Origin of the sequence: Paenibacillus residui, from assembly GCF_042677205.1 — a bacterium.
Taxonomy (GTDB): domain Bacteria; phylum Bacillota; class Bacilli; order Paenibacillales; family NBRC-103111; genus Paenibacillus_L; species Paenibacillus_L residui.
The window spans coordinates 26,321-48,521 of the sequence record NZ_JBHTIU010000087.1; the positions used below are offsets into that span (position 1 = coordinate 26,321).

18 protein-coding genes, 1 tRNA gene, 1 other RNA gene and 1 pseudogene are annotated in these 22,201 nt (G+C 49.9%); 19 read left to right on the plus strand and 2 right to left on the minus strand.

All coding sequences use genetic code 11. The features are described from left to right. The first annotated feature begins 1 nt into the window (after position 1). The 3 genes from ACFQ03_RS21450 (at position 2) to ACFQ03_RS21460 (ending at position 2,309) form a co-directional block, all read left to right on the plus strand. On the plus strand, positions 2 to 988 hold the full coding sequence (locus ACFQ03_RS21450) for a gluconeogenesis factor YvcK family protein (RefSeq protein WP_225312822.1): 987 nt from the start codon (positions 2 to 4) through the stop codon (positions 986 to 988). A gap of 5 nt (positions 989 to 993) precedes the next feature. Then, positions 994 to 1,926, plus strand: coding sequence for a DNA-binding protein WhiA (gene whiA / locus ACFQ03_RS21455; RefSeq protein WP_144940645.1), 933 nt, complete (start codon positions 994 to 996; stop codon positions 1,924 to 1,926). A gap of 113 nt (positions 1,927 to 2,039) precedes the next feature. Next, positions 2,040 to 2,309, plus strand: a complete 270-nt coding sequence (locus ACFQ03_RS21460) for an HPr family phosphocarrier protein (protein WP_144940643.1) — start codon at positions 2,040 to 2,042, stop codon at positions 2,307 to 2,309. Between the two features lie 254 nt (positions 2,310 to 2,563). On the opposite strand, the gene clpP is transcribed toward ACFQ03_RS21460, so the two are convergent. Both clpP and ACFQ03_RS21470 read right to left on the minus strand, forming a co-directional pair. Further along, the gene (gene clpP, locus ACFQ03_RS21465; RefSeq protein WP_144940641.1) at positions 2,564 to 3,145 is read right to left on the minus strand and encodes an ATP-dependent Clp endopeptidase proteolytic subunit ClpP; all 582 of its coding nucleotides are present in this window, start codon (positions 3,143 to 3,145) and stop codon (positions 2,564 to 2,566) included. A gap of 164 nt (positions 3,146 to 3,309) precedes the next feature. Continuing rightward, positions 3,310 to 3,384 (minus strand) — tRNA-Arg (locus ACFQ03_RS21470). A 679-nt stretch (positions 3,385 to 4,063) separates the two neighbouring features. Between ACFQ03_RS21470 and ACFQ03_RS21475 the strand changes: the two genes are divergently transcribed. The 16 genes and pseudogenes from ACFQ03_RS21475 (at position 4,064) to ACFQ03_RS21550 (ending at position 22,076) form a co-directional block, all read left to right on the plus strand. Then, a complete protein-coding gene (locus tag ACFQ03_RS21475; RefSeq protein WP_379290870.1) occupies positions 4,064 to 5,530 on the plus strand; it encodes an IS1182 family transposase in 1,467 nt (488 codons plus the stop codon). Between the two features lie 467 nt (positions 5,531 to 5,997). Next, positions 5,998 to 6,516: a PCYCGC motif-containing (lipo)protein gene (locus ACFQ03_RS21480; protein ID WP_379290872.1), complete on the plus strand. Its 519-nt coding sequence runs from the start codon at positions 5,998 to 6,000 to the stop codon at positions 6,514 to 6,516. Positions 6,517 to 6,652: 136 nt separating this feature from the next. Further along, a pseudogene (locus ACFQ03_RS21485) lies at positions 6,653 to 6,733 on the plus strand (DUF2200 family protein); the annotation flags it as partial. A gap of 233 nt (positions 6,734 to 6,966) precedes the next feature. Continuing rightward, on the plus strand, positions 6,967 to 7,989 hold the full coding sequence (locus ACFQ03_RS21490) for a sugar-binding transcriptional regulator (protein WP_144938340.1): 1,023 nt from the start codon (positions 6,967 to 6,969) through the stop codon (positions 7,987 to 7,989). Positions 7,990 to 8,093: 104 nt separating this feature from the next. After that, on the plus strand, positions 8,094 to 9,098 hold the full coding sequence (gene gap / locus ACFQ03_RS21495) for a type I glyceraldehyde-3-phosphate dehydrogenase (RefSeq protein ID WP_144938343.1): 1,005 nt from the start codon (positions 8,094 to 8,096) through the stop codon (positions 9,096 to 9,098). A gap of 86 nt (positions 9,099 to 9,184) precedes the next feature. Further along, the gene (locus ACFQ03_RS21500; RefSeq protein ID WP_144938346.1) at positions 9,185 to 10,366 is read left to right on the plus strand and encodes a phosphoglycerate kinase; all 1,182 of its coding nucleotides are present in this window, start codon (positions 9,185 to 9,187) and stop codon (positions 10,364 to 10,366) included. 25 nt (positions 10,367 to 10,391) lie between these two features. Continuing rightward, on the plus strand, positions 10,392 to 11,144 hold the full coding sequence (gene tpiA, locus ACFQ03_RS21505; RefSeq protein ID WP_144938349.1) for a triose-phosphate isomerase: 753 nt from the start codon (positions 10,392 to 10,394) through the stop codon (positions 11,142 to 11,144). A gap of 3 nt (positions 11,145 to 11,147) precedes the next feature. Next, positions 11,148 to 12,689, plus strand: a complete 1,542-nt coding sequence (gene gpmI / locus ACFQ03_RS21510) for a 2,3-bisphosphoglycerate-independent phosphoglycerate mutase (RefSeq protein WP_144938352.1) — start codon at positions 11,148 to 11,150, stop codon at positions 12,687 to 12,689. Positions 12,690 to 12,822: 133 nt separating this feature from the next. Then, on the plus strand, positions 12,823 to 14,115 hold the full coding sequence (eno, locus tag ACFQ03_RS21515) for a phosphopyruvate hydratase (RefSeq protein WP_144938355.1): 1,293 nt from the start codon (positions 12,823 to 12,825) through the stop codon (positions 14,113 to 14,115). 307 nt (positions 14,116 to 14,422) lie between these two features. Continuing rightward, positions 14,423 to 15,130, plus strand: a complete 708-nt coding sequence (locus ACFQ03_RS21520) for a M50 family metallopeptidase (RefSeq protein ID WP_150960609.1) — start codon at positions 14,423 to 14,425, stop codon at positions 15,128 to 15,130. Between the two features lie 249 nt (positions 15,131 to 15,379). Continuing rightward, a complete protein-coding gene (gene secG, locus ACFQ03_RS21525; protein WP_144938361.1) occupies positions 15,380 to 15,613 on the plus strand; it encodes a preprotein translocase subunit SecG in 234 nt (77 codons plus the stop codon). A 360-nt stretch (positions 15,614 to 15,973) separates the two neighbouring features. Continuing rightward, complete coding sequence (gene rnr / locus ACFQ03_RS21530) at positions 15,974 to 18,439, plus strand: ribonuclease R (protein WP_379290878.1); 2,466 nt, start codon at positions 15,974 to 15,976, stop codon at positions 18,437 to 18,439. A 97-nt stretch (positions 18,440 to 18,536) separates the two neighbouring features. Beyond that, positions 18,537 to 19,016 (plus strand): SsrA-binding protein SmpB, encoded by a 480-nt coding sequence (gene smpB, locus ACFQ03_RS21535; protein WP_144938367.1) that lies wholly within the window; start codon positions 18,537 to 18,539, stop codon positions 19,014 to 19,016. A gap of 362 nt (positions 19,017 to 19,378) precedes the next feature. After that, positions 19,379 to 19,748, plus strand: a transfer-messenger RNA (tmRNA) gene (gene ssrA, locus ACFQ03_RS21540). Positions 19,749 to 20,036: 288 nt separating this feature from the next. Beyond that, positions 20,037 to 20,444 carry an HNH endonuclease gene (locus ACFQ03_RS21545; protein WP_379290896.1) on the plus strand — a complete coding sequence of 136 codons (408 nt, stop codon included), beginning with the start codon at positions 20,037 to 20,039 and terminating at the stop codon, positions 20,442 to 20,444. 768 nt (positions 20,445 to 21,212) lie between these two features. Continuing rightward, on the plus strand, positions 21,213 to 22,076 hold the full coding sequence (locus ACFQ03_RS21550; RefSeq protein ID WP_379290880.1) for a GIY-YIG nuclease family protein: 864 nt from the start codon (positions 21,213 to 21,215) through the stop codon (positions 22,074 to 22,076). Positions 22,077 to 22,201 lie beyond the last annotated feature (125 nt).

Genomic DNA, 22,201 nt, shown 5'->3' on the forward strand with positions numbered 1-22,201 from the left:
CTTGGCGGAAGATAGGGGAAAGGGAGCGCGGCCCAAGATTGTTGTCATCGGCGGCGGCACCGGACTGTCGGTCATGCTGCGCGGACTGAAGCAGAAGCCGCTCGATATCACCGCTATCGTTACCGTAGCGGATGACGGGGGCAGCTCGGGCATTCTCCGCGATGAGATGCAGATTCCCCCTCCAGGGGATATCCGCAATGTGCTGACTGCGCTTGCCGATGTTGAACCGATGCTGTCCCAAATGCTGCAGCACCGGTTCAATAGCGGGAGCGGCCTGGCCGGCCACAGCTTGGGGAATTTGATTCTGGCGGCCATGAAGGAAATTACCGGGGATTTCGTATCCGGAGTCCGGGAATTAAGCCGGGTATTGGCGGTTCGCGGCAGAGTACTGCCTGCCTCCAACCATTCCGTCATCTTGAAGGCGGAGATGGAGGATGGGACGATCGTGGAAGGGGAGTCCAAGATTCCGCAAGCGGGCAAGAAGATCAAGCGGGTCTCTATTGAACCCGCGGACGTAGAGCCGCTTGACGAAGCGATTGAAGCCATCGAAGAGGCGGATGCCATTCTTATGGGACCGGGAAGCTTGTATACCAGCATTTTACCCAATTTGCTGGTTCCGAAGCTCGCTGAGACGGTCGTCCGCTCCGAAGCCGTCAAAATTTTCGTCTGCAACGTCATGACTCAGCCCGGCGAGACGGATCATTATTCGGTAAGCGACCATCTGCAAGCTATCTGCGATCATGTCGGGCACGATTTGTTCGATTATGTTATCGTTAATAACGGCAGCATTCCGCCGCAGGTTCAACAGAAGTATGCGGAAGAAGGGGCCGAGGTGGTGCGGCTTGATCTGGAAGCGGTAACCAGCAGGGGATGCCGTGTCATTGCGGATCGTCTGGTGCTGTTCCGCACCTATTTGCGGCATGATGCCGATAAATTAAGCCGCCATATCTATGATTTGGTACAGCGCCGAATGTCTGAGAAGGAGTGAGCGGTATGTCTTTTGCGGCGGAGACGAAGAAGGAATTGACGCTGATCGAAGGCGAAGAATGCTGCGAGCATGCTGAGCTGGCGGCGCTGATCCGGATGAATGGGACGGTTCAGCTGACCAATCAGCGTGTAGTTCTGGATATTTCCACGGAGAATGCCGCCATTGCCCGCCGTATTTATTCCCTCATGAAGAAGAAATTCCAGCTGCATACCGAGCTTCTGGTCCGCAAGAAAATGCGTCTTAAGAAGAACAATGTGTACATCGTGAGAATTCCAAGCCAGGTTCAAGAAATATTGGCTGAGCTGAAGATTGTCTCGGAGGGCTTCCTGTTCACCGATGGCATCGACAAGCAGATTATCCGTAAGGATTGCTGCCGCAGAGCTTATTTAAGGGGAGCATTCTTGGCGGGAGGCTCGGTCAATAATCCGGAGGGATCCTCTTACCACTTGGAAATTGCCTCGATGTATGAGGAGCATTGCAAGGCACTCGTTCAGTTGGCCAACAGCTTCCAGCTCAATGCCAGATGCATCGAACGGAAGAAGGGCTTCGTCTTCTACATCAAGGAAGGGGAAAAAATAACGGAGTTCCTAAGCCTGATAGGCGCACATCAAGCCTTGCTGAAGTTCGAAAATGTAAGAATCATGAAGGACATGCGAAATTCGGTCAACCGGATCGTCAATTGCGAGACCGCCAATCTGAATAAGACGATCGGAGCGGCGGTAAGACAGATCGAGAACATTAAATTGCTTCAGAAGGAAATCGGCCTGGAGAATTTGCCCGACAAGCTGCGTGAGGTCGCCGAGATCCGGCTGCAATACCCGGATATTAACCTGAAGGAGGTCGGCGATTTGTTGAAAGGAACGGTCAGCAAGTCAGGGGTAAACCATCGGCTGAGGAAAATTGATGAAATGGCGGAAAAGATTAGGGCAGGAAAATAAGTTCGCCGACTTTTTTTCTAGTGTAGTTGTGGGAAAAATGATATAATATTTGAAAAACGTTGTTTTCTGGAGTAAAATTCGGTGTGATTAAGAATGGTAGGGGGTATTGGTTCATGACAAAGCGACCTGTTGTCGTAAAGTTGAAAACGGGCTTGCACGCAAGACCCGCCGCTTTGTTTGTACAGGAAGCCAACAAATTCTCTTCTGAAATTTATGTGGAAAAAGACGAAAAACGGGTAAACGCCAAGAGTATCATGGGAATTATGAGCTTGGCGATCAGTTCCGGTACGGAAGTAAACATAAGTGCAGAAGGCGCGGACGCGGAACAGGCTGTAAACGCTTTAGTTGCGTTGGTCAGCAAAGAAGAATTGGAGAATCAGTAATCAAGCAAAAATTGCTCTACATACAATGAAACCTTCTCCAACCGCAACTCCACTTAAAGGGAAGGCGAGTTGGGAAAGGTTTTTTTGTGCTGGCTATTATGTGAAGCCAAGGATAAACGGCTATCGCCGTCCTTAGGACGGGCGGCGTTTACCTACGAAATATAAGAACAGATATAGGGTGAAAACTCTTATACTTTCTTAATATGCTTAAAAAAACCGGTTCCCAGAGGAACCGGCATGAATGATGCATCCTATTACAGAGATTGAATCACTTTATCGACCAGCCCGTACTCCTTGGCTTGATCGGCCCACATGAAGTAGTCGCGGTCGGTGTCCTTCTCAATCTTCTCCAGTGGCTGGCCTGTTCTGTCGGCCAAGATTTGATTAAGCTTCTCCCGCATCCGCAGAATGCGCTTGGCGCGGATTTCGATATCACTGGCCTGACCTTCCGCTCCACCGAGAGGCTGGTGAATCATAATTTCACTGTTCGGCAGCGCGAAGCGCTTGCCCTTCTCCCCGGCAGCCAGCAGGAAAGCACCCATGGAGGCCGCCAACCCTACACAAATCGTAGAGACATCGCTCTTGATAAACTGCATCGTGTCATAAATGGCCATTCCGGCAGTAATAGATCCGCCAGGGCTGTTAATATACACATGGATGTCTTTATCGGAATCTTGCGCATCCAGGAACAGAAGCTGCGCGATAACCGTATTTGCAACGGCATCGTTAATAGGTGTCCCCAAGAAAATGATCCGGTCTTTCAGCAGGCGGGAGTAGATATCATAAGCGCGTTCTCCCCTAGCATCCGGTTCAACAACCATAGGAATAAAGCTCATAGCCGTTTCCTCCCTTATTTTATCCAGATTATGATCCTTTAAGTGTAGACTAAATTTTCAACCTAAATACATAATACCTAATATTTTATCAAAGGTCAAGAAAGGTCAAACTGTGACATAAAAAAAGCACCTTGTTCAAGGTGTTTAGCTTTTAAATGATAAAATGGCGCGCCCGCGAGGAATCGAACCTCGATCTCAGGCTCCGGAGGCCTACGTCATATCCATTGGACCACGGGCGCTTATGATTTTACAATCGTAATTGACAAGCAAAAGTAATTATATGATACTGCCATAAAAAAATCAAGTGGCAAATTTTAGCGATTTGGGGTCGCTGCAGAAAGTCCGCCGAATGCGCATGTACTCTCCTTGGAGATAGAGAAGCGGCCTGATTAAGTGCATGCTGGTATAGAACGACGTTGATTTTTTGGGACTTGAGCAGTCTTGAGCGTGTGAGCTCTGTCAGCGACACGGGGGGCTAACTGTATTTTATGCAGTTAGTTTGAAGTGAATAGCCAAAATGAACGAAACTTACTGGAAAATATGTAGTTAGAATGGGATATTTTTGTTGATACTGCCCATTTTGCATAAACTAGATGGAGTTTTTCCATTTAGTTTCCATTGTTCGCCCTTGAGGTGCAAACTAGCTGTATAAAATATAAAATCCATTTAGACCTCCGTGCCCTCTGGAGCGGCACCATCAGATGATGAAAATGGATGGATTTTCAAGGTAGAATAAAGTTGAATTGCTTCAATAGTGTGAAATTTGAAAACTAAATGGATTTCATACAGTTAGATTTCTATATTCGGAAGAAATATGGAAACTAACTGGAAAACCTCAGGCTGTTGAGAAAGTCAATAAATTTCGGATATTTCAACAATTTAACGCGTTAATATTGTATAATTTAGTTAAAATGACGAATGAAAAGGCGCGTGAACACATTGCTGAAGCGTACGAAGTCTACCCATCCTAATTCAGGACAGCTCGAAATGATTTGCATTGATTCCTTAGTACCCAAGGATCACCTTCTACGGTTGATCGATGAACATGTGGACTTCTCCTTTATTATAGAGAAGGTGCGTCCTTATTACAGCGAAAACAAAGGCCGTCCGGCACTTGATCCGATCCTGCTTTTCAAAATGATGCTCATTGGTTACTTATACGGGATCCGTTCCGAAAGACAATTAGAACAGGAAATCATTCTTAATGCTGCTTTTCGCTGGTTTCTAGGTCTTGGTTTTTCAGATTCTATACCCGATCACTCGACCATCAGTTGGAATCGAACCAAACGGTTTGCGGGCACGAATGTATTTCAGGATATTTTCGATGAAGTGGTACATTTGGCTATTCATCACCGTATGGTAGCCGGACGTGTTTTGATTTCGGACTCGACTCATATTCAGGCTAATGCCAATAAAAATAACTATACGATTCAAGTCGTTCAAGAAACACCCCAGGAGTATCTCGGCGAATTAGAGAATGCGATTAACGAAGACCGGATGACTCATGGAAAAAAGCCCTTGCCCCCAACAAAGGAGGTGCCTGAAGAGAAGAAAGTTAAAGTCAGTACGACCGATCCCGATAGTGGGTATATGATGCGCAAAGGAAAGCCGGAAGGTTTTTTCTATCTTGATCACCGTACGGTTGACCATAAGTTTAATATCATCACGGATGTTTTTGTCACACCGGGTAATGTGAATGACTCCACGGTTTACATCGAACGGCTTACACGCCAAATTGAAACGTTTGGATTCTCCAAGACATTAGAAGCCGTAGCTTTGGACTCTGGGTATATGACACCCTACATTTGTATGAAGACATTGAGCATGAACCTGTTTCCTGTCATTGCAGAACGCAGCGCCCCGACCAAAGAAGGCACTTTACCTAAGGCGAATTTCAGTTATAACAAGGAAAATGATTCTTATCTATGCCCAATGGGCGAAAAGCTGACATACACTACCACAAATCGAAGTGGCTTTAGAGAATATAAATCCGATGCTGCTGTGTGTGAAGCTTGTCCGCTACTGGAGCAATGTACAGCAACAAAAAAACAACGAAAGATCCAACGACATATATGGGAGGACTTCAAGGAACAGGTCGTCCAGAACAAACAAAGCGAGAATGGAATTGCTGTGTACAAATTACGCAGTCAAACGATAGAGCGAAGCTTCGCGGATGCCAAAGAGCTCCATGGGCTTCGCCGTTGCCGGTTTCGCGGGATCGAGAAGACCCGAGAGCAGGCAATGATGACAGCCATCGCACAGAACCTCAAGAAGATAGCGCGGTATCTAGGTAAGCTATCTTTGGCGGGAACAGCTTATGCGATTCGGTCTTTTCTTACAAGTTTAACCAATTTTGTATTTGGGGATCGTAAATTAACTGCTTAACCCCCTTTTCTCAACAGCCTGAAAACCTACAGTTAGTTTGCGCCGAAACATCCGTTTCGCCCAAAGGTGCCCATTTTAACTGTAGTTTATCCAGTTAGTTTGATCATTTTCGCCCATTCGCTTGAATCTACCTGTACAAAATACAGTTAGACGTGCCGCTCCGCTTGCAACGATGCCTGCAGACGGTAAAATAGACGGATTTTCAAGGTAGTTTCCGTTGTTCGCTCTTGAGGAGCAAACTAGCTGTATAAATCAAGCCTTGCCGCTATCGCTTGTCCTGAATTCCTGGCGTCTTATGAGTAGAAATGCGCTATTCGGAGGGAGTCTGTAAGGATAGCAATTACTTAAATAGCTTGTTCTTATCAGAATAGGACGCAACTAGCAAAAGTGACACTACTCATTGTATAATGGATTTTGTTTGATGGACAGAGGCTGTCTTTAGACTAATTTACTAAGGAGGCGATAATATGAGAAATCGCCGGCTTGTGCGGACTCGCTGGATTTTTCCGATGGCTTTGCTGCTGCTTGCTTCCATGCTGGCAACCGCCTGCGGCGCGAAGGAGGCCAACTCGGGAGGGCACGAATCCCATAAGGTGACCCGTCTGCCGAACGGAGACCTTCAGGAAATAACGGCATCGACCGATCAACTGCCCGCCTTTCTGGATGGCAAGCATGAGGTGATTGTCCATGCGTACCAAACGGCTGCCGCGAATATGGAGCTTCTCGATTGGATTCCTTGCTACTGCGGCTGCGGAGAGGTGGCCGGACATAGCAACAATAAAAACTGCTTCATTAAGGAAGTCCGTGAAGACGGTTCGGTGGTCTGGGATGATCATGGCACCCGGTGCAACGTGTGTATTGAAATTGCGGAGGTGTCCGCCCAAATGAAGGAACAAGGAATGACGGACAAAGACATTCGTCAAGTAATCGATAAGGCCTATCAGGAAGGATATGCACAGCCGACCAAAACTTCGATGCCTGATTAATATAGAGTAGGAGAAAGTTCATTGAGATGTCTCAGTGAACTTTCTTTTTTTATATACCGGCGATTAATGAAAGGGAGAGGGTTCCATTTTACATAAGTGGGGAGGGTGTTCGGTGGCATGGAGTTCCCTGGAATGGCCCGTTGAAATTCGTTATTTGGATAAGCTAATTGATGAGTTGGCAAAGAGAAAAGCGATGGAGAAGATTTTGCGGGAATAAAAAATGCGACCCGGCCATGGTGCGACGGAATAGGCTTCGAAGGGCATGTGTCACTTTGTGCGGTTATTTTTTAGGGCATCCCCTTCTTGCAAATTTTATGAAAATTGGATACAATGTGTCCATAAAGTTCTTTTTTTTATGAGTATATGGGACTGAAAATGTGTATGCGGGACATTTCGCGTCCATGGTTGCCAAAGCGTGGAATCCTAAGATTGGCGGGAGTGATATAAGCCATGAGGGCCATTCTGGAAATTCAAAAGCAGTTGATGCCCGACATGATCGAAATGTTGAAAAAAAGATACACGATCCTGCATCACATTCAGGTATCTCGTCTGGTAGGCCGCCGAACGCTCGCTTCTTCCCTGAATATGACTGAGCGCGTGTTAAGGGGCGAGGTCGAGTTTCTGAAGACCCAGGGCTTGCTGGAAGTGGAAAGCTACGGCATGAGGGTTAGTGAGGCGGGCCAGAAGCTGTTGGAGCAGCTGGAGCCGATGATTAAAGAGCTGTTCGGCTTATCCGACATGGAGAAGCAGATCCGGGATGCGTTCGGATTGGAGAAGGTCATCATCGTTCCCGGTGATTCCGATCAGTCTCCTTCCACGAAGAAGGAGTTGGGCCGAGCCGGGGCTTCGGCACTGCGCAAGATGGCCCAGGAAGCCGGCGTGATCGCCGTGACCGGCGGTTCCACGATGCATGAGGTAGCCAATCACCTGACTCCTACGACCCCGCTTAAGGGCAGCCTGTTCGTGCCGGCCAGGGGAGGCCTCGGGGAGAGTGTGGAGCTGCAGGCCAACACGATCGCATCTATTATGGCCAAGAAAACCGGAGGCCAGTACCGGCTGCTGCACGTTCCCGATCATCTCGGGGAGGAAGCCTATCAGTCTCTGATTCAGGACCCGAATATCCGCGAGATTATTGAGGTCATCCGGGATACCCGGATTGTCGTTCACGGAATCGGAGAAGCTATTGTTATGGCCAAGAGACGCAAGCTGGACAGGAATACGATCGATCGTCTGCTGGCGGACGGCGCTCTGGCGGAAGCATTCGGCTACTATTTCGACCGGGAAGGCCGGGTGGTGCACAAGATGCCTACCGCGGGACTCCGGCTGGAAGATTTGCAGAATACGAAGGTGATTGCTGTCGCCGGCGGCAGGAGCAAGGGCGAAAGTATAGCTTCGGTGCTCAAGTACGGCAAGGAGCATGTTCTCGTCATCGACGAGGCTGCGGCTACGGAAATGATGAATCATCTTCAGTGAAGCCAGTTTTTTGATAGAAAAAGGATAACCAAGTGATCTTGACGGGCCTTATCCGGTTCGTCTTGAGATATATATTAAGCACAAGAATGAGGAGGAAACACACCATGGTAAAAGTAGGGATTAACGGTTTTGGACGGATTGGCCGCAACGTTTTCCGCGCAGCGTTTAACAACCCGGAAGTCGAGATCGTAGCCATTAACGATTTGACAGACGTGAAGATGCTTGCTCATCTGCTCAAATATGATACCACTCATGGCAGATTCGAAGGATCTGTAGAAGCGGGAGAAGGCAGCATCATTGTTAACGGTAAAGAAGTTAAAGTATTCGCAGAGCGTGATCCGGGCAACCTGCCTTGGGGCAGCCTTGGCGTAGAAATCGTCGTTGAGTCGACGGGTATTTTCACAGCCAAAGAGAAAGCTGAAGCTCATATGAAAGGCGGAGCCAAGAAGGTTATCATCTCTGCTCCGGCTACTAACGAAGACATCACGATCGTTATGGGCGTTAACGAAGACAAGTATGATCCGGCCCAGCACAACATCATCTCCAACGCATCCTGTACGACCAACTGTCTGGCTCCTTTCGCCAAAGTATTGAACGACAAGTTCGGTATTGTCAAAGGAATGATGACGACGGTTCACTCCTACACGAACGACCAGAACGTACTGGATCTGCCGCATAAGGACGCCCGTCGTTCCCGCGCTGCCGCCGAGAACATCATTCCTTCCACTACTGGAGCAGCCAAAGCGGTTTCCCTTGTTCTGCCTGAGCTAAAGGGCAAGCTGAACGGAATGGCTTTCCGCGTACCTACTCCGAACGTATCGGTTACCGACCTTGTCGCTGAGTTGAAAACGAACGTAACCGTAGACGAAGTAAACGCAGCATTGAGAGCGGCTGCCGAAGGCCCGCTGAAAGGTATCATGAACTACACGGAAGAGCCGCTTGTATCCAGCGACTTCAACGGAGATCCGGCTTCCTCCACTATCGACGCACTGTCCACTATGGTAGTTGGAGACAACATGGTTAAAGTCGTTTCCTGGTACGACAACGAGTGGGGCTATTCGAACCGCGTAGTCGATCTTGCTATTTACATCGCAGCTAAAGGCCTGTAATAAGAAGCTAACAAATTAGAGGAGAATAATCATTCTCCTCTAATTTTGAATGTAAACCGAAACGAATGTGAGAAGGAGGGACTCCCTTGAACAAGAAAAGCGTCCGTGATATAGATGTCAAAGGGAAAAGGGTTTTTGTCCGTGTAGATTTTAATGTGCCGCTCCAGAACGGTGAAATTACCGACGATACCCGGATTCGCGAAACTTTACCCACCATCCGTTATTTGATCGATAACGGCGCGAAGGTTATTCTGGCCAGCCATCTGGGCCGTCCCAAGGGACAGGTTGTCGAGGAGCTGCGTCTGACCCCGGCGGCACAGCGTCTGTCCGAGCTGTTGGGCAAGCCGGTGGCCAAAGCCGACGAGGCTATTGGCGAGAAAGTTCAAGCCATGGCAGCCGAGCTGAAGGAAGGAGACGTTCTCCTTCTGGAGAATGTCCGCTTCTATCCCGGAGAAGAGAAGAATGATCCCGAATTGGCGAAGGCGTTCGCATCGCTTGCCGATCTGTATGTGAACGACGCTTTCGGTGCCGCTCACCGGGCTCATGCTTCGACGGAAGGCATCGCGCATCATCTCCCTGCCGTATCCGGCCTGCTGATGGAGAAGGAGCTGGAGGTGCTGGGCAAGGCGCTGAACAATCCGGACCGTCCGTTTACAGCGATCATCGGAGGAGCCAAGGTTAAGGACAAAATCGATGTCATCGACAATCTGCTTAACCTCGCGGATAATCTGATTATCGGGGGCGGCTTGTCCTACACGTTCATCAAGGCTCAGGGCCATGAAATCGGCAAATCGCTGGTCGACAACGAGAAGCTAGATTTGGCTCTGGACTTTATCAAGAAGGCGAAGGAGAAGGGAGTTAATTTCCTGCTGCCGGTTGATATTGTCGTGACGGACGATTTCAGCGAGAATGCCAACACGAAGGTGGTCGGCATCGATCAAATTCCTGCGGATTGGGAAGGAATCGACATCGGACCGAAAACACGCGAAATCTACGCCGACGTTATTAAAAAATCCAAGCTGGTCGTATGGAACGGGCCGATGGGCGTGTTCGAAATCGAGCCGTTCTCCAAAGGCACCCTCGCGGTAGGCGAAGCTTGTGCGGAGACGGAAGCTTACACCATTATCGGGGGCGGAGATTCCGCAGCGGCTGCCGAGAAGTTCAACCTGGCCGACCGGATGGATCATATCTCTACAGGCGGAGGCGCTTCTCTGGAGTTCATGGAAGGGAAAGCACTGCCGGGCGTAGTCGCTCTTAACGATAAATAATCTAGCCTGAAAGGAGCGGATGAAAATGAGAAAACCAATTATCGCCGGGAACTGGAAAATGTTCAAAACGGTCAAGGAAGCCCGCGAGTTTGCCTCTCAAGTGAAAGGCAAGGCGGAAGTGGACGGGGTAGAAGCCGTCATTTGCGCTCCCTATACCCAACTGGCCGCGCTAGTTGATGCGCTTCAGGGAACGTCGATCAAGGTTGGGGCACAGAACCTTCACTGGGAAGAAAGCGGAGCTTACACCGGGGAAATCAGCGGACCGATGCTGCAGGAGACCGGGGTGCAGTATGTCATCATCGGGCATTCCGAGCGCCGCGCTTATTTCGCTGAAACGGACGAAACCGTCAACAAGAAGGTGCATGCCGCTTTTAAATATGGCTTGACCCCGATCGTATGCGTGGGCGAGAAGCTGGAGGAAAGAGAAGCCGGCCGCACGAAGGAAGTATGCAAGACTCAAACGGCCGGAGCTTTGCAAGGCCTGACTGCCGAGCAGGCTGCTCAGGTAGTCATTGCCTATGAGCCTATTTGGGCGATCGGTACGGGCAAATCGTCCACGGCGGAAGACGCCAATGACGTCATCAGCTACATTCGCCAGTTGGTTCAGGAGCAATTCGATGCGGCAACGGCGGAAGCGATCCGCATTCAATACGGCGGAAGCGTGAAGCCGGGGAACATCCGCGAGTATATGCAGATGTCCGATATTGACGGAGCTCTCGTGGGCGGAGCCAGCCTGGAGCCGGATTCCTACATCCAACTAGTGGAAGGAGCTCGATAAGCGATGTCCAGACCGAAACCGTTGGCGCTTATTATTCTGGATGGATTCGGCCTTCGCGAAGAGGTCCAGGGCAATGCTGTCGCTCAAGCCAACAAGCCTAATTACGACCGTTACTGGCAGCAATATCCTCACACGACTCTGACCGCATGCGGAGAGGCCGTCGGACTGCCGGAAGGGCAGATGGGCAACTCCGAGGTAGGCCATCTGAACATCGGTGCCGGCCGGATCGTCTATCAGGACCTGACCCGCATCTCGAAGTCGATTCGTGAAGGGGAGTTCTACAGCAACGAGGTGCTGCAGGAGGCTATCCTTCACGCGAAGCAGAACAACAAGAAGGTTCATCTGTACGGCTTGCTATCGGATGGCGGCGTACATAGCCATATTGATCATTTGTATGCCTTGCTGGAGCTGTGCAAGAAGGAAGGCGTTCAGGATGTTTATATTCATGCGTTCCTGGACGGCCGGGATGTGGCACCGGATAGCGCCAAGACCTATATGGAGCAATTGTTGAGCAAGATCGAGGAAATCGGAGTCGGCCGGGTTGCTACCGTTCAGGGCAGATACTATGCCATGGACCGTGACAAGCGCTGGGACCGGGTAGAGAAATCGTACCGCGCCATGGTATACGGCGAAGGCCCGAAATTCCGCGATCCGATCGAAGCGATCGTGCAATCCTATGAGCAATCCGTCTATGACGAGTTCGTCCTGCCGACGGTTATCGTTGATGAGAACGGCGAACCGGCGGGCCGGGTGGAGTCGGAGGATTCCGTCATTTTCTTCAACTTCCGTCCGGACCGTGCGATTCAGCTGTCCCAGGTATTCACGAACAGTGATTTCCGTTCCTTCGACCGCGGAGAGCATTTCCCAACCAATCTGCACTTCGTCTGTATGACGCTGTTCAGTGAAACGGTTGGAGGATTCGTCGCCTACAAGCCGAAGGATCTGGATAATACGCTCGGAGAAGTGCTCGCGCAGAACGGCCTGACCCAGCTGAGGACCGCCGAGACGGAAAAATATCCGCACGTCACCTTCTTCTTCAGCGGCGGCCGGGATGTAGAGCTGCCGGGTGAAACGAGAGTTCTGATCGACTCTCCGAAAGTGGCCACCTACGATTTGAAGCCGGAGATGAGCGCTTACGAATTGACCGAATCGACCCTCCGCGAGATTGAGTCCGGCAAGCATGATGTCATTATTCTCAATTTCGCCAATCCGGATATGGTAGGCCATTCCGGTCTGGTGGAGCCGACCGTTCGTGCGGTCGAAGCGGTGGATGAGTGCCTCGGCAAGCTCGTGGAGGCCATCCTGGCCAAAGGCGGAACGGCCGTCATCACAGCCGACCACGGCAACGCGGATATTGTCCGCGATGAGCAGGACCGTCCGTTTACGGCCCATACGACCAATCCTGTGCCTTTTATCGTGACGGACAACAACGTTTCCCTCAGGGAAGGCGGGATTCTGGCCGATATCGCCCCGACAATGCTGAGCTTGCTCAATCTGGAGCAGCCTGAGCAGATGACCGGCCAAACTCTGATCGTGAGTAAGTAATTTCGTCCGGGCGAAGCTAACACAGGAAATCGAACGAAGATGATGTTCGGCCTGGTTAGAGTCCCCGCATATGGACGAGTGTCTTAATCTGATGATATGATCGGATAGAATATGACAAAGGAGAGCTGACGAAATGACTATTATTGCAGATGTATACGCCCGCGAAGTGTTGGATTCCCGCGGAAATCCGACCGTAGAAGTGGAAGTTGCTTTGGAATCCGGAGCCAGGGGGCGCGCGATCGTTCCTTCGGGAGCTTCTACCGGAGCTTATGAAGCGGTAGAGCTTCGCGACGGTGACAAGTCCCGTTATTTGGGCAAAGGGGTTCAAAAAGCGGTCGATAACGTAAATTCGATCATCGCTCCGGAAATTATCGGTCTGGATGCTATCGACCAAGTCGCTATCGACAAGAAAATGATCGAGCTGGACGGCACCCCGAACAAAGCGAAGCTGGGAGCCAACGCCATTCTGGCCGTTTCGATGGCGGTTGCCCGTGCGGCTGCGGAAGCGCTGGATGTTCCTCTGTACACTTATCTTGGCGGCTTCAACGCTAAGACCTTGCCTGTTCCGATGATGAACATTCTGAACGGCGGAGCCCATGCAGACAACAACGTGGACGTGCAGGAATTCATGGTTCTTCCAGTCGGTGCTCCTTCCTTCAAGGAAGCTCTGCGGATCGGAACGGAAATTTTCCACAGCTTGAAGTCCGTACTCAAGGAAAAAGGACTGAACACCGCTGTAGGCGACGAAGGCGGCTTCGCTCCTAACCTGGCTTCCAACGAAGAAGCGATTACGACGATTATTTCCGCTATCGAGCGTGCAGGCTATAAGCCGGGAGTAGACGTATTCCTCGGAATGGACGTTGCTTCCACCGAATTCTTCAAGGATGGCAAGTATCATCTGGAGGGCGAAGGCAAATCCTTCACTTCCGCAGAGTTCGTTGATTTCCTTGCTTCCTGGGTAGAAAAATATCCGATCATCACGATCGAAGACGGCTGCGCAGAGGACGATTGGGATGGCTGGAAGCTGCTGACCGATAAACTGGGCGGCAAAGTTCAGCTCGTCGGAGACGATCTGTTCGTTACGAACACGAGCCGTCTGTCCGATGGAATCGAGAAGGGCGTAGGCAACTCGATCCTGGTTAAAGTAAACCAAATCGGTACGCTGACCGAGACCTTCGATGCTATCGAGATGGCGAAGCGCGCCGGCTACACGGCCGTTATCTCCCACCGTTCCGGGGAAAGCGAAGACAGCACGATTGCCGATATCGCCGTAGCTACCAATGCCGGCCAAATCAAGACCGGTGCACCTTCCCGTACGGACCGCGTGGCGAAGTACAACCAATTGCTCCGCATCGAGGACCAACTGGGCAGCGTCAGCCAATATGGCGGCAAGCAAGCATTTTACAACCTGAAGAACTTTAAATAATACGTCTGCTTGAAGATGAGGGGATGCCCCAGCTTTAAGGGCGAAACAAACGGGCTATGCTGAGATCATTCAGCATAGCCTAACTTATAGATTGGGATTATTATGAGGCCAATCGAAAATAGGACGCTGAAACTTAACGTCCGGAGGAACGTAATATAACAAGGACCGGAAGTGTGGCTCGGAAGAGTCGCGGTTAACCTAAAGCTTGATACTAAGGAAGATTCATTGGCAACCATATTTACCGTGCAAGGTTAAGTAGTAAGGTGGTAATTCATCATTAGACCGAAAAAATACTGGAGGGGATCGGATGGGAAGATGGCTGGTAACGATACTTTTTTTGATAGTGAGCGCCTTTTTGACCCAATGGATTCCCTTCTCATCCTTCTTCCGCAATTTGAATACGTTGATTCACGAGTTCGGGCACGCCCTGACGACATTGGTTCTGTCCGGCAAGGTGCTGTATATTGAGCTGTATTCCGACCACAGCGGAGTAACCCGGTCGGCGGTCAAGGATTCCTGGGCCTTCATTCCCGTCGCTTTAGCCGGATATACGACTTCTTCGTTGTTTGCCTGGTTTATGTTCTCCCTGGACGCCAAGGGCAAGCAGAAGCTCGCATTGTCGATCATAACCGGCATTGCCGTACTGAGTCTGATCCTGTTCGTTCGCAACTCGTTCGGAATGCTGTGGCTCGCCGGATTTATCGCGCTGACCGTCGTCGTCCTGCTGGTGGGGGGCCGGAAGCTTGGCCGCTTCTATTATTTGCTCATTTCCTTCCTGATGCTGGAGGATTCTGTATTCGGCTCGTTCTCCTTGATTCTGTACGCCTGGGAGGATTCGATGAGTGCGGGAGATGCCACTCTGCTGAGCCAACATACGCCGCTTCCGGCGATCGTGTGGGCAGGATTTTTCACCGTATTCTCCTTATGGTGCGCAGTCAAAGCTCTGATGACCTTCATCCGGCCCAAGAATGCACCCAAACCGGTTACAGCATCTAACGAGAGCCAGTTGTTCTAGGGGAGAATGCCTGCAAATGCCGCCGACTTCTTCAAGCAAAACCATGAATGCTTAAGGCCTTCAAAGGTTAGAATGGTTTACCATTAATGACATGGAATGTTTTGGGATTAGGACAAACATTAATTGTATTTTGGGCCGGCGTATGTTAAAATAAGTTTGCTGTGTCGGTTTCGGCTTTATTTCTCATGGAGAAACAAATCAACGCTGACGGACGATGCTGCACTGGAACTTGTCTTAGGAGGTGGAATTATGGTTGTTGCATTGAAAATCATCTTGATTATCTTTTCGCTAGGCTTGATTGCCGTTGTGCTCCTTCAAAAAGGGAAAAGCGCAGGCTTGTCAGGTGCCATCTCCGGGGGTGCGGAACATCTGTTCGGTAAGCAGAAAGCTCGCGGGCTGGATCTTCTCTTGTCCCGGTTGACGGCTGTTTTGGCTGCGGGCTTTATCATTGTTGCTTTGTTGATCGGTTATTTCGTAAAATAAAGAGCGAATTCGAATGCAGCAGGAGTTTTCCTGCTGTTTTTGTATTTCTGAGGCTTTGATCCGAATACATAACCCGGTGTGAACGGAAATTCCCTTCAGGGAATATTATAAAACGCTAATATGTTGGCGATAAGATGGACATTCCATTAGCGGAGGATGAAAGGGCGCTTGTGGACGAGTTTACGGTATGGCCAACGTATCTGAATGCTTCGCTCGCCACTAATTGACTCACACAGAAGTTTTTTTCACCCTTTAACGGATTTCATGTACGTAAGGGGGATTAGTCCCTGTTCTTTGGGTAAATACTTTGAAGTAGGAAGCCATAAACCGGGACTTTATAAATGACTAAAGGAGATGCTAATGATAACGGAAGAAGAAATACTGAAGCTGCTGAATGATCCGGACTATCGTCCGATGACTTATCGCGAATTGGAGCAGCATTTTGAAATTAGCGATTCGCAAGATTATAAACAATTTCTGAAAATGTTAAACCGGATGGAGGAGGAAGGGACGGTATACCGGACCCGCAACGAGCGGTACGCCCTGCCGGATCGCCTGAATTTGATCAAGGGCCGGCTGCAGGCGCATCCCAAAGGATTCGGCTTCCTGATTCCGGAAGACAAAGATCTGGCCGATGTATACATTCATGCCAACGACATGGGCGGAGCCATGAATGGAGATACCGTTCTCGTCCGAATTTCCGTGAAGGGCCCGGCGGGAGGAAGGCTCGAGGGCGAAGTGATCAAAATCGTTCACCGGGCTACCACCCAGGTGGTCGGAGTTTTCGAGGATCACGACAGCTTTGCTTTTGTCATTCCGGATGACAAGCGGATTTCCCGGGATATTTTCGTGGCGAAGGAAGGATATATGGGCGCGGTCCACGGCCAGAAGGTGGTAGCCCGAATTATCAGCTACCCGGAAGGAAGGGCGGCTGCCCAAGGGGAAGTCATTGAAATTCTCGGACATAAGAATGACCCCGGTGTGGACATTTTATCGATTATTCGCAAATTCCAGCTTCCGGAGCAGTTCAGCGGCGAAGTGATGGCGGAAGCCCAGGCGGTGCCCGATACGATCAGCGAAGAGGAGCTGCGCGGACGGCGGGACCTGAGGAACAAGCGGATCGTGACGATCGACGGCGAAGATGCGAAGGATCTGGACGATGCGGTCAATGTGGAACGGCTTCCTAACGGAAATTATTTGTTGGGCGTGCATATCGCCGATGTCAGCTATTATGTGAAGGAAAATTCCGCTCTCGACCGGGAAGCTTACAATCGGGGCTGCAGCGTGTATCTGGTGGACCGGGTCATCCCGATGCTGCCGCACAGGCTGTCCAATGGAATCTGCAGCTTGAACCCGAAGGTGGACCGTCTGACGATGTCCTGCGAGATGGAAATCGACACCAAGGGGAAAGTCGTTAACCATGACATCTTTACCAGTGTCATCCGGACTACGGAGAGAATGACTTATAACAATGTGCGCAAAATTTTGACCGGTGAAGAGCCCGAGCTGCTGGAGCGGTACAAAGATCTGGTCGACGATTTCAAGCTGATGGAAGAGCTGGCGCTCAAGCTGAGAGCTTACCGCATGCAGCGGGGAGCCATCGATTTCGACTTTCAGGAATCGAAGATCATTGTCGATGAGAACGGCAAGCCTCTGGATATTGTCAAAAGGGAGCGGACGATTGCCGAGCAAATCATCGAGGAGTTCATGCTGAAAGCGAATGAGACGGTGTCGGAGCATTTTCATTGGTTGAAGGTGCCGTTTCTGTACCGGATTCACGAAGACCCGGATTCGGAAAAATTGATGCATTTTATGGGCTTTGTTACAAATTTCGGATATACAGTCAAGGGTAAGGGGAATACGGTTCATCCCCGGGCGCTGCAAACTCTGCTGGAGGAAATCAAGGGAAAGAAAGAGGAGACGGTCATCAGCACCGTGCTGCTCCGGTCGATGAAGCAGGCCCGGTATGACGCCGAGAGCCTGGGGCACTTCGGCTTGTCGGCGGAGTTCTATTCCCACTTTACTTCTCCGATCCGCCGTTATCCGGACCTGATTATCCACCGCATCATTCGCGAGGTGCTGGAGCAGGGGAATTTGTCGGAGAAGCGGACGGAATATTTGGCCTCCCGCATGGAGGACATCGCTCGTCAGTCTTCGGAACGGGAGAGATTAGCGGTCGAGGCGGAGCGGGAAACCGATGCGCTGAAGAAGGCCGAGTATATGCTCGATAAAGTCGGAGAAGAGTTCACCGGCATCATCAGCAGCGTCACCAACTTCGGAATGTTCGTCGAGCTGGAGAATACGGTGGAGGGGCTGATCCGCCTGAGCGATCTCGCTGATGATTATTATCACTATCACGAGATGCAGCATCTGTTGATCGGAGAGCGGACCTCGAGAATTTACCGCATCGGGGATGAGGTGAAGGTGAGGGTAGCTCGCGTCAATCTCGACGAGCATACGATCGACTTCGAGCTCGTCGAAGCGATAGCCCGCAGCTCGAAGGGAGAGGCCCGCGAGCTGATCGGCGCCGCCAAGCGCGGCCGGAACGGCGGCTCGTCCGCCGCCCGCTCCAAGAAGGGAGCGGAAGGCGCAGGCCGCCGAAGCGCCAAGCGCCAAGCGGCCGGCGAAGCCTTGGTCCCCGCTCCGGGGGAGGGGGACCAAGGTGCCGCCGCAGCGGGCCGCGCGGGAGCCGCGCGCAAGAGCCGCGCCGCAGGCGTCTTCGTCCCCGGCCGGGAGGGCGGGGATGAAGGGGCCGCGAAGAGGCGGAAGCGCAAGGCGGCGGCGCCGTTCTACGCCGGCGTGAAGAAGCGGCGGCGGAAGAAGTGAAAGATCGGATATAACGAAAAACTCCCGGGGAGATCCCTTGATTTATGCCCCGGGAGTTGGTACAATTAGCTCCTAGTTAGATGAAGGAGTGATTGTTATGGGCAAGAATAGCGAGAGCAAGACGCTCGCCCAGAACAAGAAGGCTTCCCATGATTACTTTATCGAGGAAACTTACGAATGCGGCCTGGTGCTTACCGGCACAGAGATCAAATCTCTGCGCGGGGGCAGAGCCAACATCAGTGACAGCTTCGCTACGATTCGTAATGGAGAAGCATTTGTGCACAATATGCATATAAGCCCTTTCGAACAGGGAAATCGGTTCAATCCGACCGATCCTACAAGGGCCCGCAAGCTGCTTCTTAAGCGAGCCGAGATCAACAAGCTGATCGGTGCGGTTAAGCAGGAAGGCTATACGCTGGTTCCCTTGAAGGTTTACGTGCGCAACGGCTATGCCAAGCTGCTGATCGGACTGGGCAAAGGGAAGAAGCAGTACGACAAGCGCCAATCCGCTGCTAAACGCGACGCCAACCGCGACATCCAACGAGCGCTGCGGGAGAAGCAGAAGGTTGCACGTTAAGTAGCTCCCAGGCAATTTGTTGTTGTGTTGGGACCGCTGTTATCACGTGGGTTTGTGGAAGGTTGTCCCGTTAAGACCTTATCTCTCATATTCCCGTTTACTGGATGCGTGTGGTGTCAATCAGCACTTATGATAATGCTTGATAGATATGCTGTCTCGCCGGAGTTCTCTAATGGTTTAGCAAAGCCAGAGATCTCCTTGCTTTCCATGAAACGCCCATGCAGATGAGGGTGGTTTATGGTATACTAGAGGTATCAGTCCGTTCTTGGAACGGCTTATTTTAGGCTCATGATCTCGATGATGCAGACGTTCCGGGAGTAGTCATTCCGAACGTTGACCATCGATCCTATCGGCCTTATTACGGGGGCGTTTATGGATTCGACGGGGGTAGTTCGAGCATGGGTAGCGGGTAGTGGGGCTCGCGTCCACTATAAAACGCGTAAGCCAAATTTAAACGGCAAAACTAACAATCAACCTGTAGCTCTGGCTGCCTAATAAGCAGTCGCTACGCTCCTACTCTGCATCGCCCATGTGCCGGGCCAGGGGCTCAACTATAGTGGGATACGCCGCTTAGTCTCCGCCTGGGGCTAACGGAAGAAGACAATCAGGCTGACCTTAAGAGAACCCAGTTGCAGGGGGCCTCCTAGGGTGACATCAAATCTGCAACTACACCCGTAGAAGCCTGTGTGGCGTTATCTTCGGACAGGGGTTCAACTCCCCTCGCCTCCATAGCACAACAAAAGACACCCCGAAGAGGGTGTTTTTTTGTTGTGCTATGGAGGGGGAGGCAGAACCCCGCGGGTCAACCGCGCGCAGGCAGCGGTTGGGTGAGCTTCGGGGTTAAGGCATCAAGCGGACAAACACGGCATCTAACATTACCGATAAGGTTGTCGTCGACAGGATCAGCTTCGAGAGCAGGTTCAATAAGGATGTTGGATACTCCCCATGCCTCCTAGGAAAACCAGACCGTGTGGTCGGTTTTTTGCATTTTCCAAGCATATTTCGAAGGAGTGATAGATGATGATAACAGTTCTTAATGTGGATGGGCAAGAGCTAACTCCATGTTTGCCTCACCGGGCTTGGCGGGAAGTCAACCGAGCCCGTGCTGTCTGGATCGACGAGCAGACCATTAAATTGCTTTACAACCCATTTCGATTCCAGGCTTATCGAAAAGCTGCATTAACAAGAGATCATTATACTTGTTTATGGTGCGGTTGTCCTGCGACGACGGTAGATCATATCGTCCCTTCAAGCAAAGGAGGTTCTGATCTTCCTCGGAATTTGATTGCTTCATGCAGCGAATGCAATTCGAAACGCGGCAATCGTTCAGCGTTCTTATATCTCAAAGAAAAGGCACATTCCGCGCCGAGGCTTTTCATGCTTTGTTACCGCATTGTAAAAGCAATGTACAGCTCAAGAATTCAGTAATGGAGACACTCGAAAGGGTGTCTTTTCTTTATAGCTTCGAGTCAGGAGATAAGTGCCATTGATACCTTCACCATAGTAGGTGTAGTGAAGAGTCTCCTCACACAGACTGAGAAACTAGGCTGTTCCGGTGCGGCTTTTTATCCATAGCGGTCCCAGCATGCCGGTTCCCGGTGTATCCAATCGGGTAAGCGGTTTTTGCTTTTTAAAAGATTCGCCTTATCCGGGAATCTCTAAATAGCCCTCGGTTTGAATCGGCTTTTGCTCACTGCCCAATCGAGTCCGGCCACATGCTTCTTCGAAACTGAGTACATGTTCTATGCGATTTCCGAAGCTATCCCAAAGAGCTTCTGTAGTGTAAACAGCGACTGTCTTAGAATTATAAGGAATGCCTGTGTATATTTGAAATGGGAACCAAAAGTATTTGAAAAGGAATGAGGAGAATGATGGAAACAGAACGTTCGGATGGTTACGGCGACATCCACATACTTATTTGGAATCCCTATCAGCCTGTGACACATGCTATGGGGGGCGAATGAGAAATATTATTAAGTGATTGAACTAGACAGTCATATCATATGTACGGTTTATATGTACGGTTTATGTTGACTTGAAGATGTATAATTGTTAGGAGATGAAGTCAGAACCATTTTTTCATATTAAAGCAGAAAAGTGGAGTCCACGTGAGTAAACGCCCATTAAGGAGCATGGATTCTGATTTCCTACAAGGAAAGAGTAAAAAGCAAGCAAATGTGACCGAGGTGAAATGAAATGAATTTACGTGAACTTATTCAAATGAGGAATCTTGATACCAGTCACCCAATAAAACTTGTTCGTCACCAACATAAAGTTTATAGTATGGAAACTCTCCATGACCGCGGATTTATTTGTTTTTATCAAAGCAATCAAAGCAAGGATGTATTCAAGGATTGCAATTACATCTTGGCTTTTATAGGTGCAGGAGGCACCAAGGCTAAATATATTGGAGCTTATGAAAAGATAGGATCTGGAGAATACCTTGAAAGGGCTGCAATTTCTCTTCCGTCTGGCTTTCCGTATCAAGATATATTTAACAACCATGAGTATGGATACAAATACCAACTTAAAAAAATCGATTTGCTTAAAGATTTGGAAAACCGACTGATTATCGACTGGGGAAAATCTACTTTAAAATGGGATCAATGGTTGGGCAAAGGAGAATCAAAAAAAGTAGTTGAGATTTATCCAGAAGGATATGTGAATGCCTTTCCCGGTTTTGATCAAATAATTTTGTCATACCAACAATTAAGAAAAATCATTAAAAACCCTGATGCAAACCGACAATGGCATCTTATGCTTTCTTCCGTAAGCGGTGTCTATCTAATTTTGGATTCAGTAGATGGTAGACAATATATTGGCTCGGCTAGCGGTGAAGAAGGTATATTGGGACGTTGGCGTAATTATGCGGATATTCCTCACGGACACAATGCTTTGCTGAAAGAGTTACTAGAGAGAGATCCGGAAAGATACAACAGTTTCCAGTTTTCAATATTATGTACATTGCCTAGATCAATGCCAAAATCAATAGTTGTCTCTCAAGAGCAAATATATAAGCAAAAATTAGGTTCACGGGCTTTTGGCCTTAATGCAAACTAACTTGAACGATTTAAAGTATTATACGCCTTGACGATCTATTTCTGTTATTTATCATTTGAAGAAGAGGTGGAAAATGTTATAGCCAATAGCATTACAGAAAAACGTGATGAGGATCCTGGTATTAA

Bases quoted from the DNA above. Each gene is read 5' to 3' on its own strand.
- secG (WP_144938361.1), top strand. From the start codon at position 15,380: ATGGTTGTTGCATTGAAAATCATCTTGATTATCTTTTCGCTAGGCTTG.
- tpiA (WP_144938349.1), top strand. From the start codon at position 10,392: ATGAGAAAACCAATTATCGCCGGGAACTGGAAAATGTTCAAAACGGTC.
- rnr (WP_379290878.1), top strand. From the start codon at position 15,974: ATGATAACGGAAGAAGAAATACTGAAGCTGCTGAATGATCCGGACTAT.
- ACFQ03_RS21480 (WP_379290872.1), top strand. From the start codon at position 5,998: ATGAGAAATCGCCGGCTTGTGCGGACTCGCTGGATTTTTCCGATGGCT.
- clpP (WP_144940641.1), bottom strand. From the start codon at position 3,145: ATGAGCTTTATTCCTATGGTTGTTGAACCGGATGCTAGGGGAGAACGC.
- ACFQ03_RS21545 (WP_379290896.1), top strand. From the start codon at position 20,037: ATGATAACAGTTCTTAATGTGGATGGGCAAGAGCTAACTCCATGTTTG.
- ACFQ03_RS21490 (WP_144938340.1), top strand. From the start codon at position 6,967: ATGAGGGCCATTCTGGAAATTCAAAAGCAGTTGATGCCCGACATGATC.
- smpB (WP_144938367.1), top strand. From the start codon at position 18,537: ATGGGCAAGAATAGCGAGAGCAAGACGCTCGCCCAGAACAAGAAGGCT.
- ACFQ03_RS21460 (WP_144940643.1), top strand. From the start codon at position 2,040: ATGACAAAGCGACCTGTTGTCGTAAAGTTGAAAACGGGCTTGCACGCA.
- ACFQ03_RS21475 (WP_379290870.1), top strand. From the start codon at position 4,064: ATGAAAAGGCGCGTGAACACATTGCTGAAGCGTACGAAGTCTACCCAT.
- gap (WP_144938343.1), top strand. From the start codon at position 8,094: ATGGTAAAAGTAGGGATTAACGGTTTTGGACGGATTGGCCGCAACGTT.
- ACFQ03_RS21520 (WP_150960609.1), top strand. From the start codon at position 14,423: ATGGGAAGATGGCTGGTAACGATACTTTTTTTGATAGTGAGCGCCTTT.
- ACFQ03_RS21550 (WP_379290880.1), top strand. From the start codon at position 21,213: ATGAATTTACGTGAACTTATTCAAATGAGGAATCTTGATACCAGTCAC.
- whiA (WP_144940645.1), top strand. From the start codon at position 994: ATGTCTTTTGCGGCGGAGACGAAGAAGGAATTGACGCTGATCGAAGGC.
- eno (WP_144938355.1), top strand. From the start codon at position 12,823: ATGACTATTATTGCAGATGTATACGCCCGCGAAGTGTTGGATTCCCGC.
- gpmI (WP_144938352.1), top strand. From the start codon at position 11,148: ATGTCCAGACCGAAACCGTTGGCGCTTATTATTCTGGATGGATTCGGC.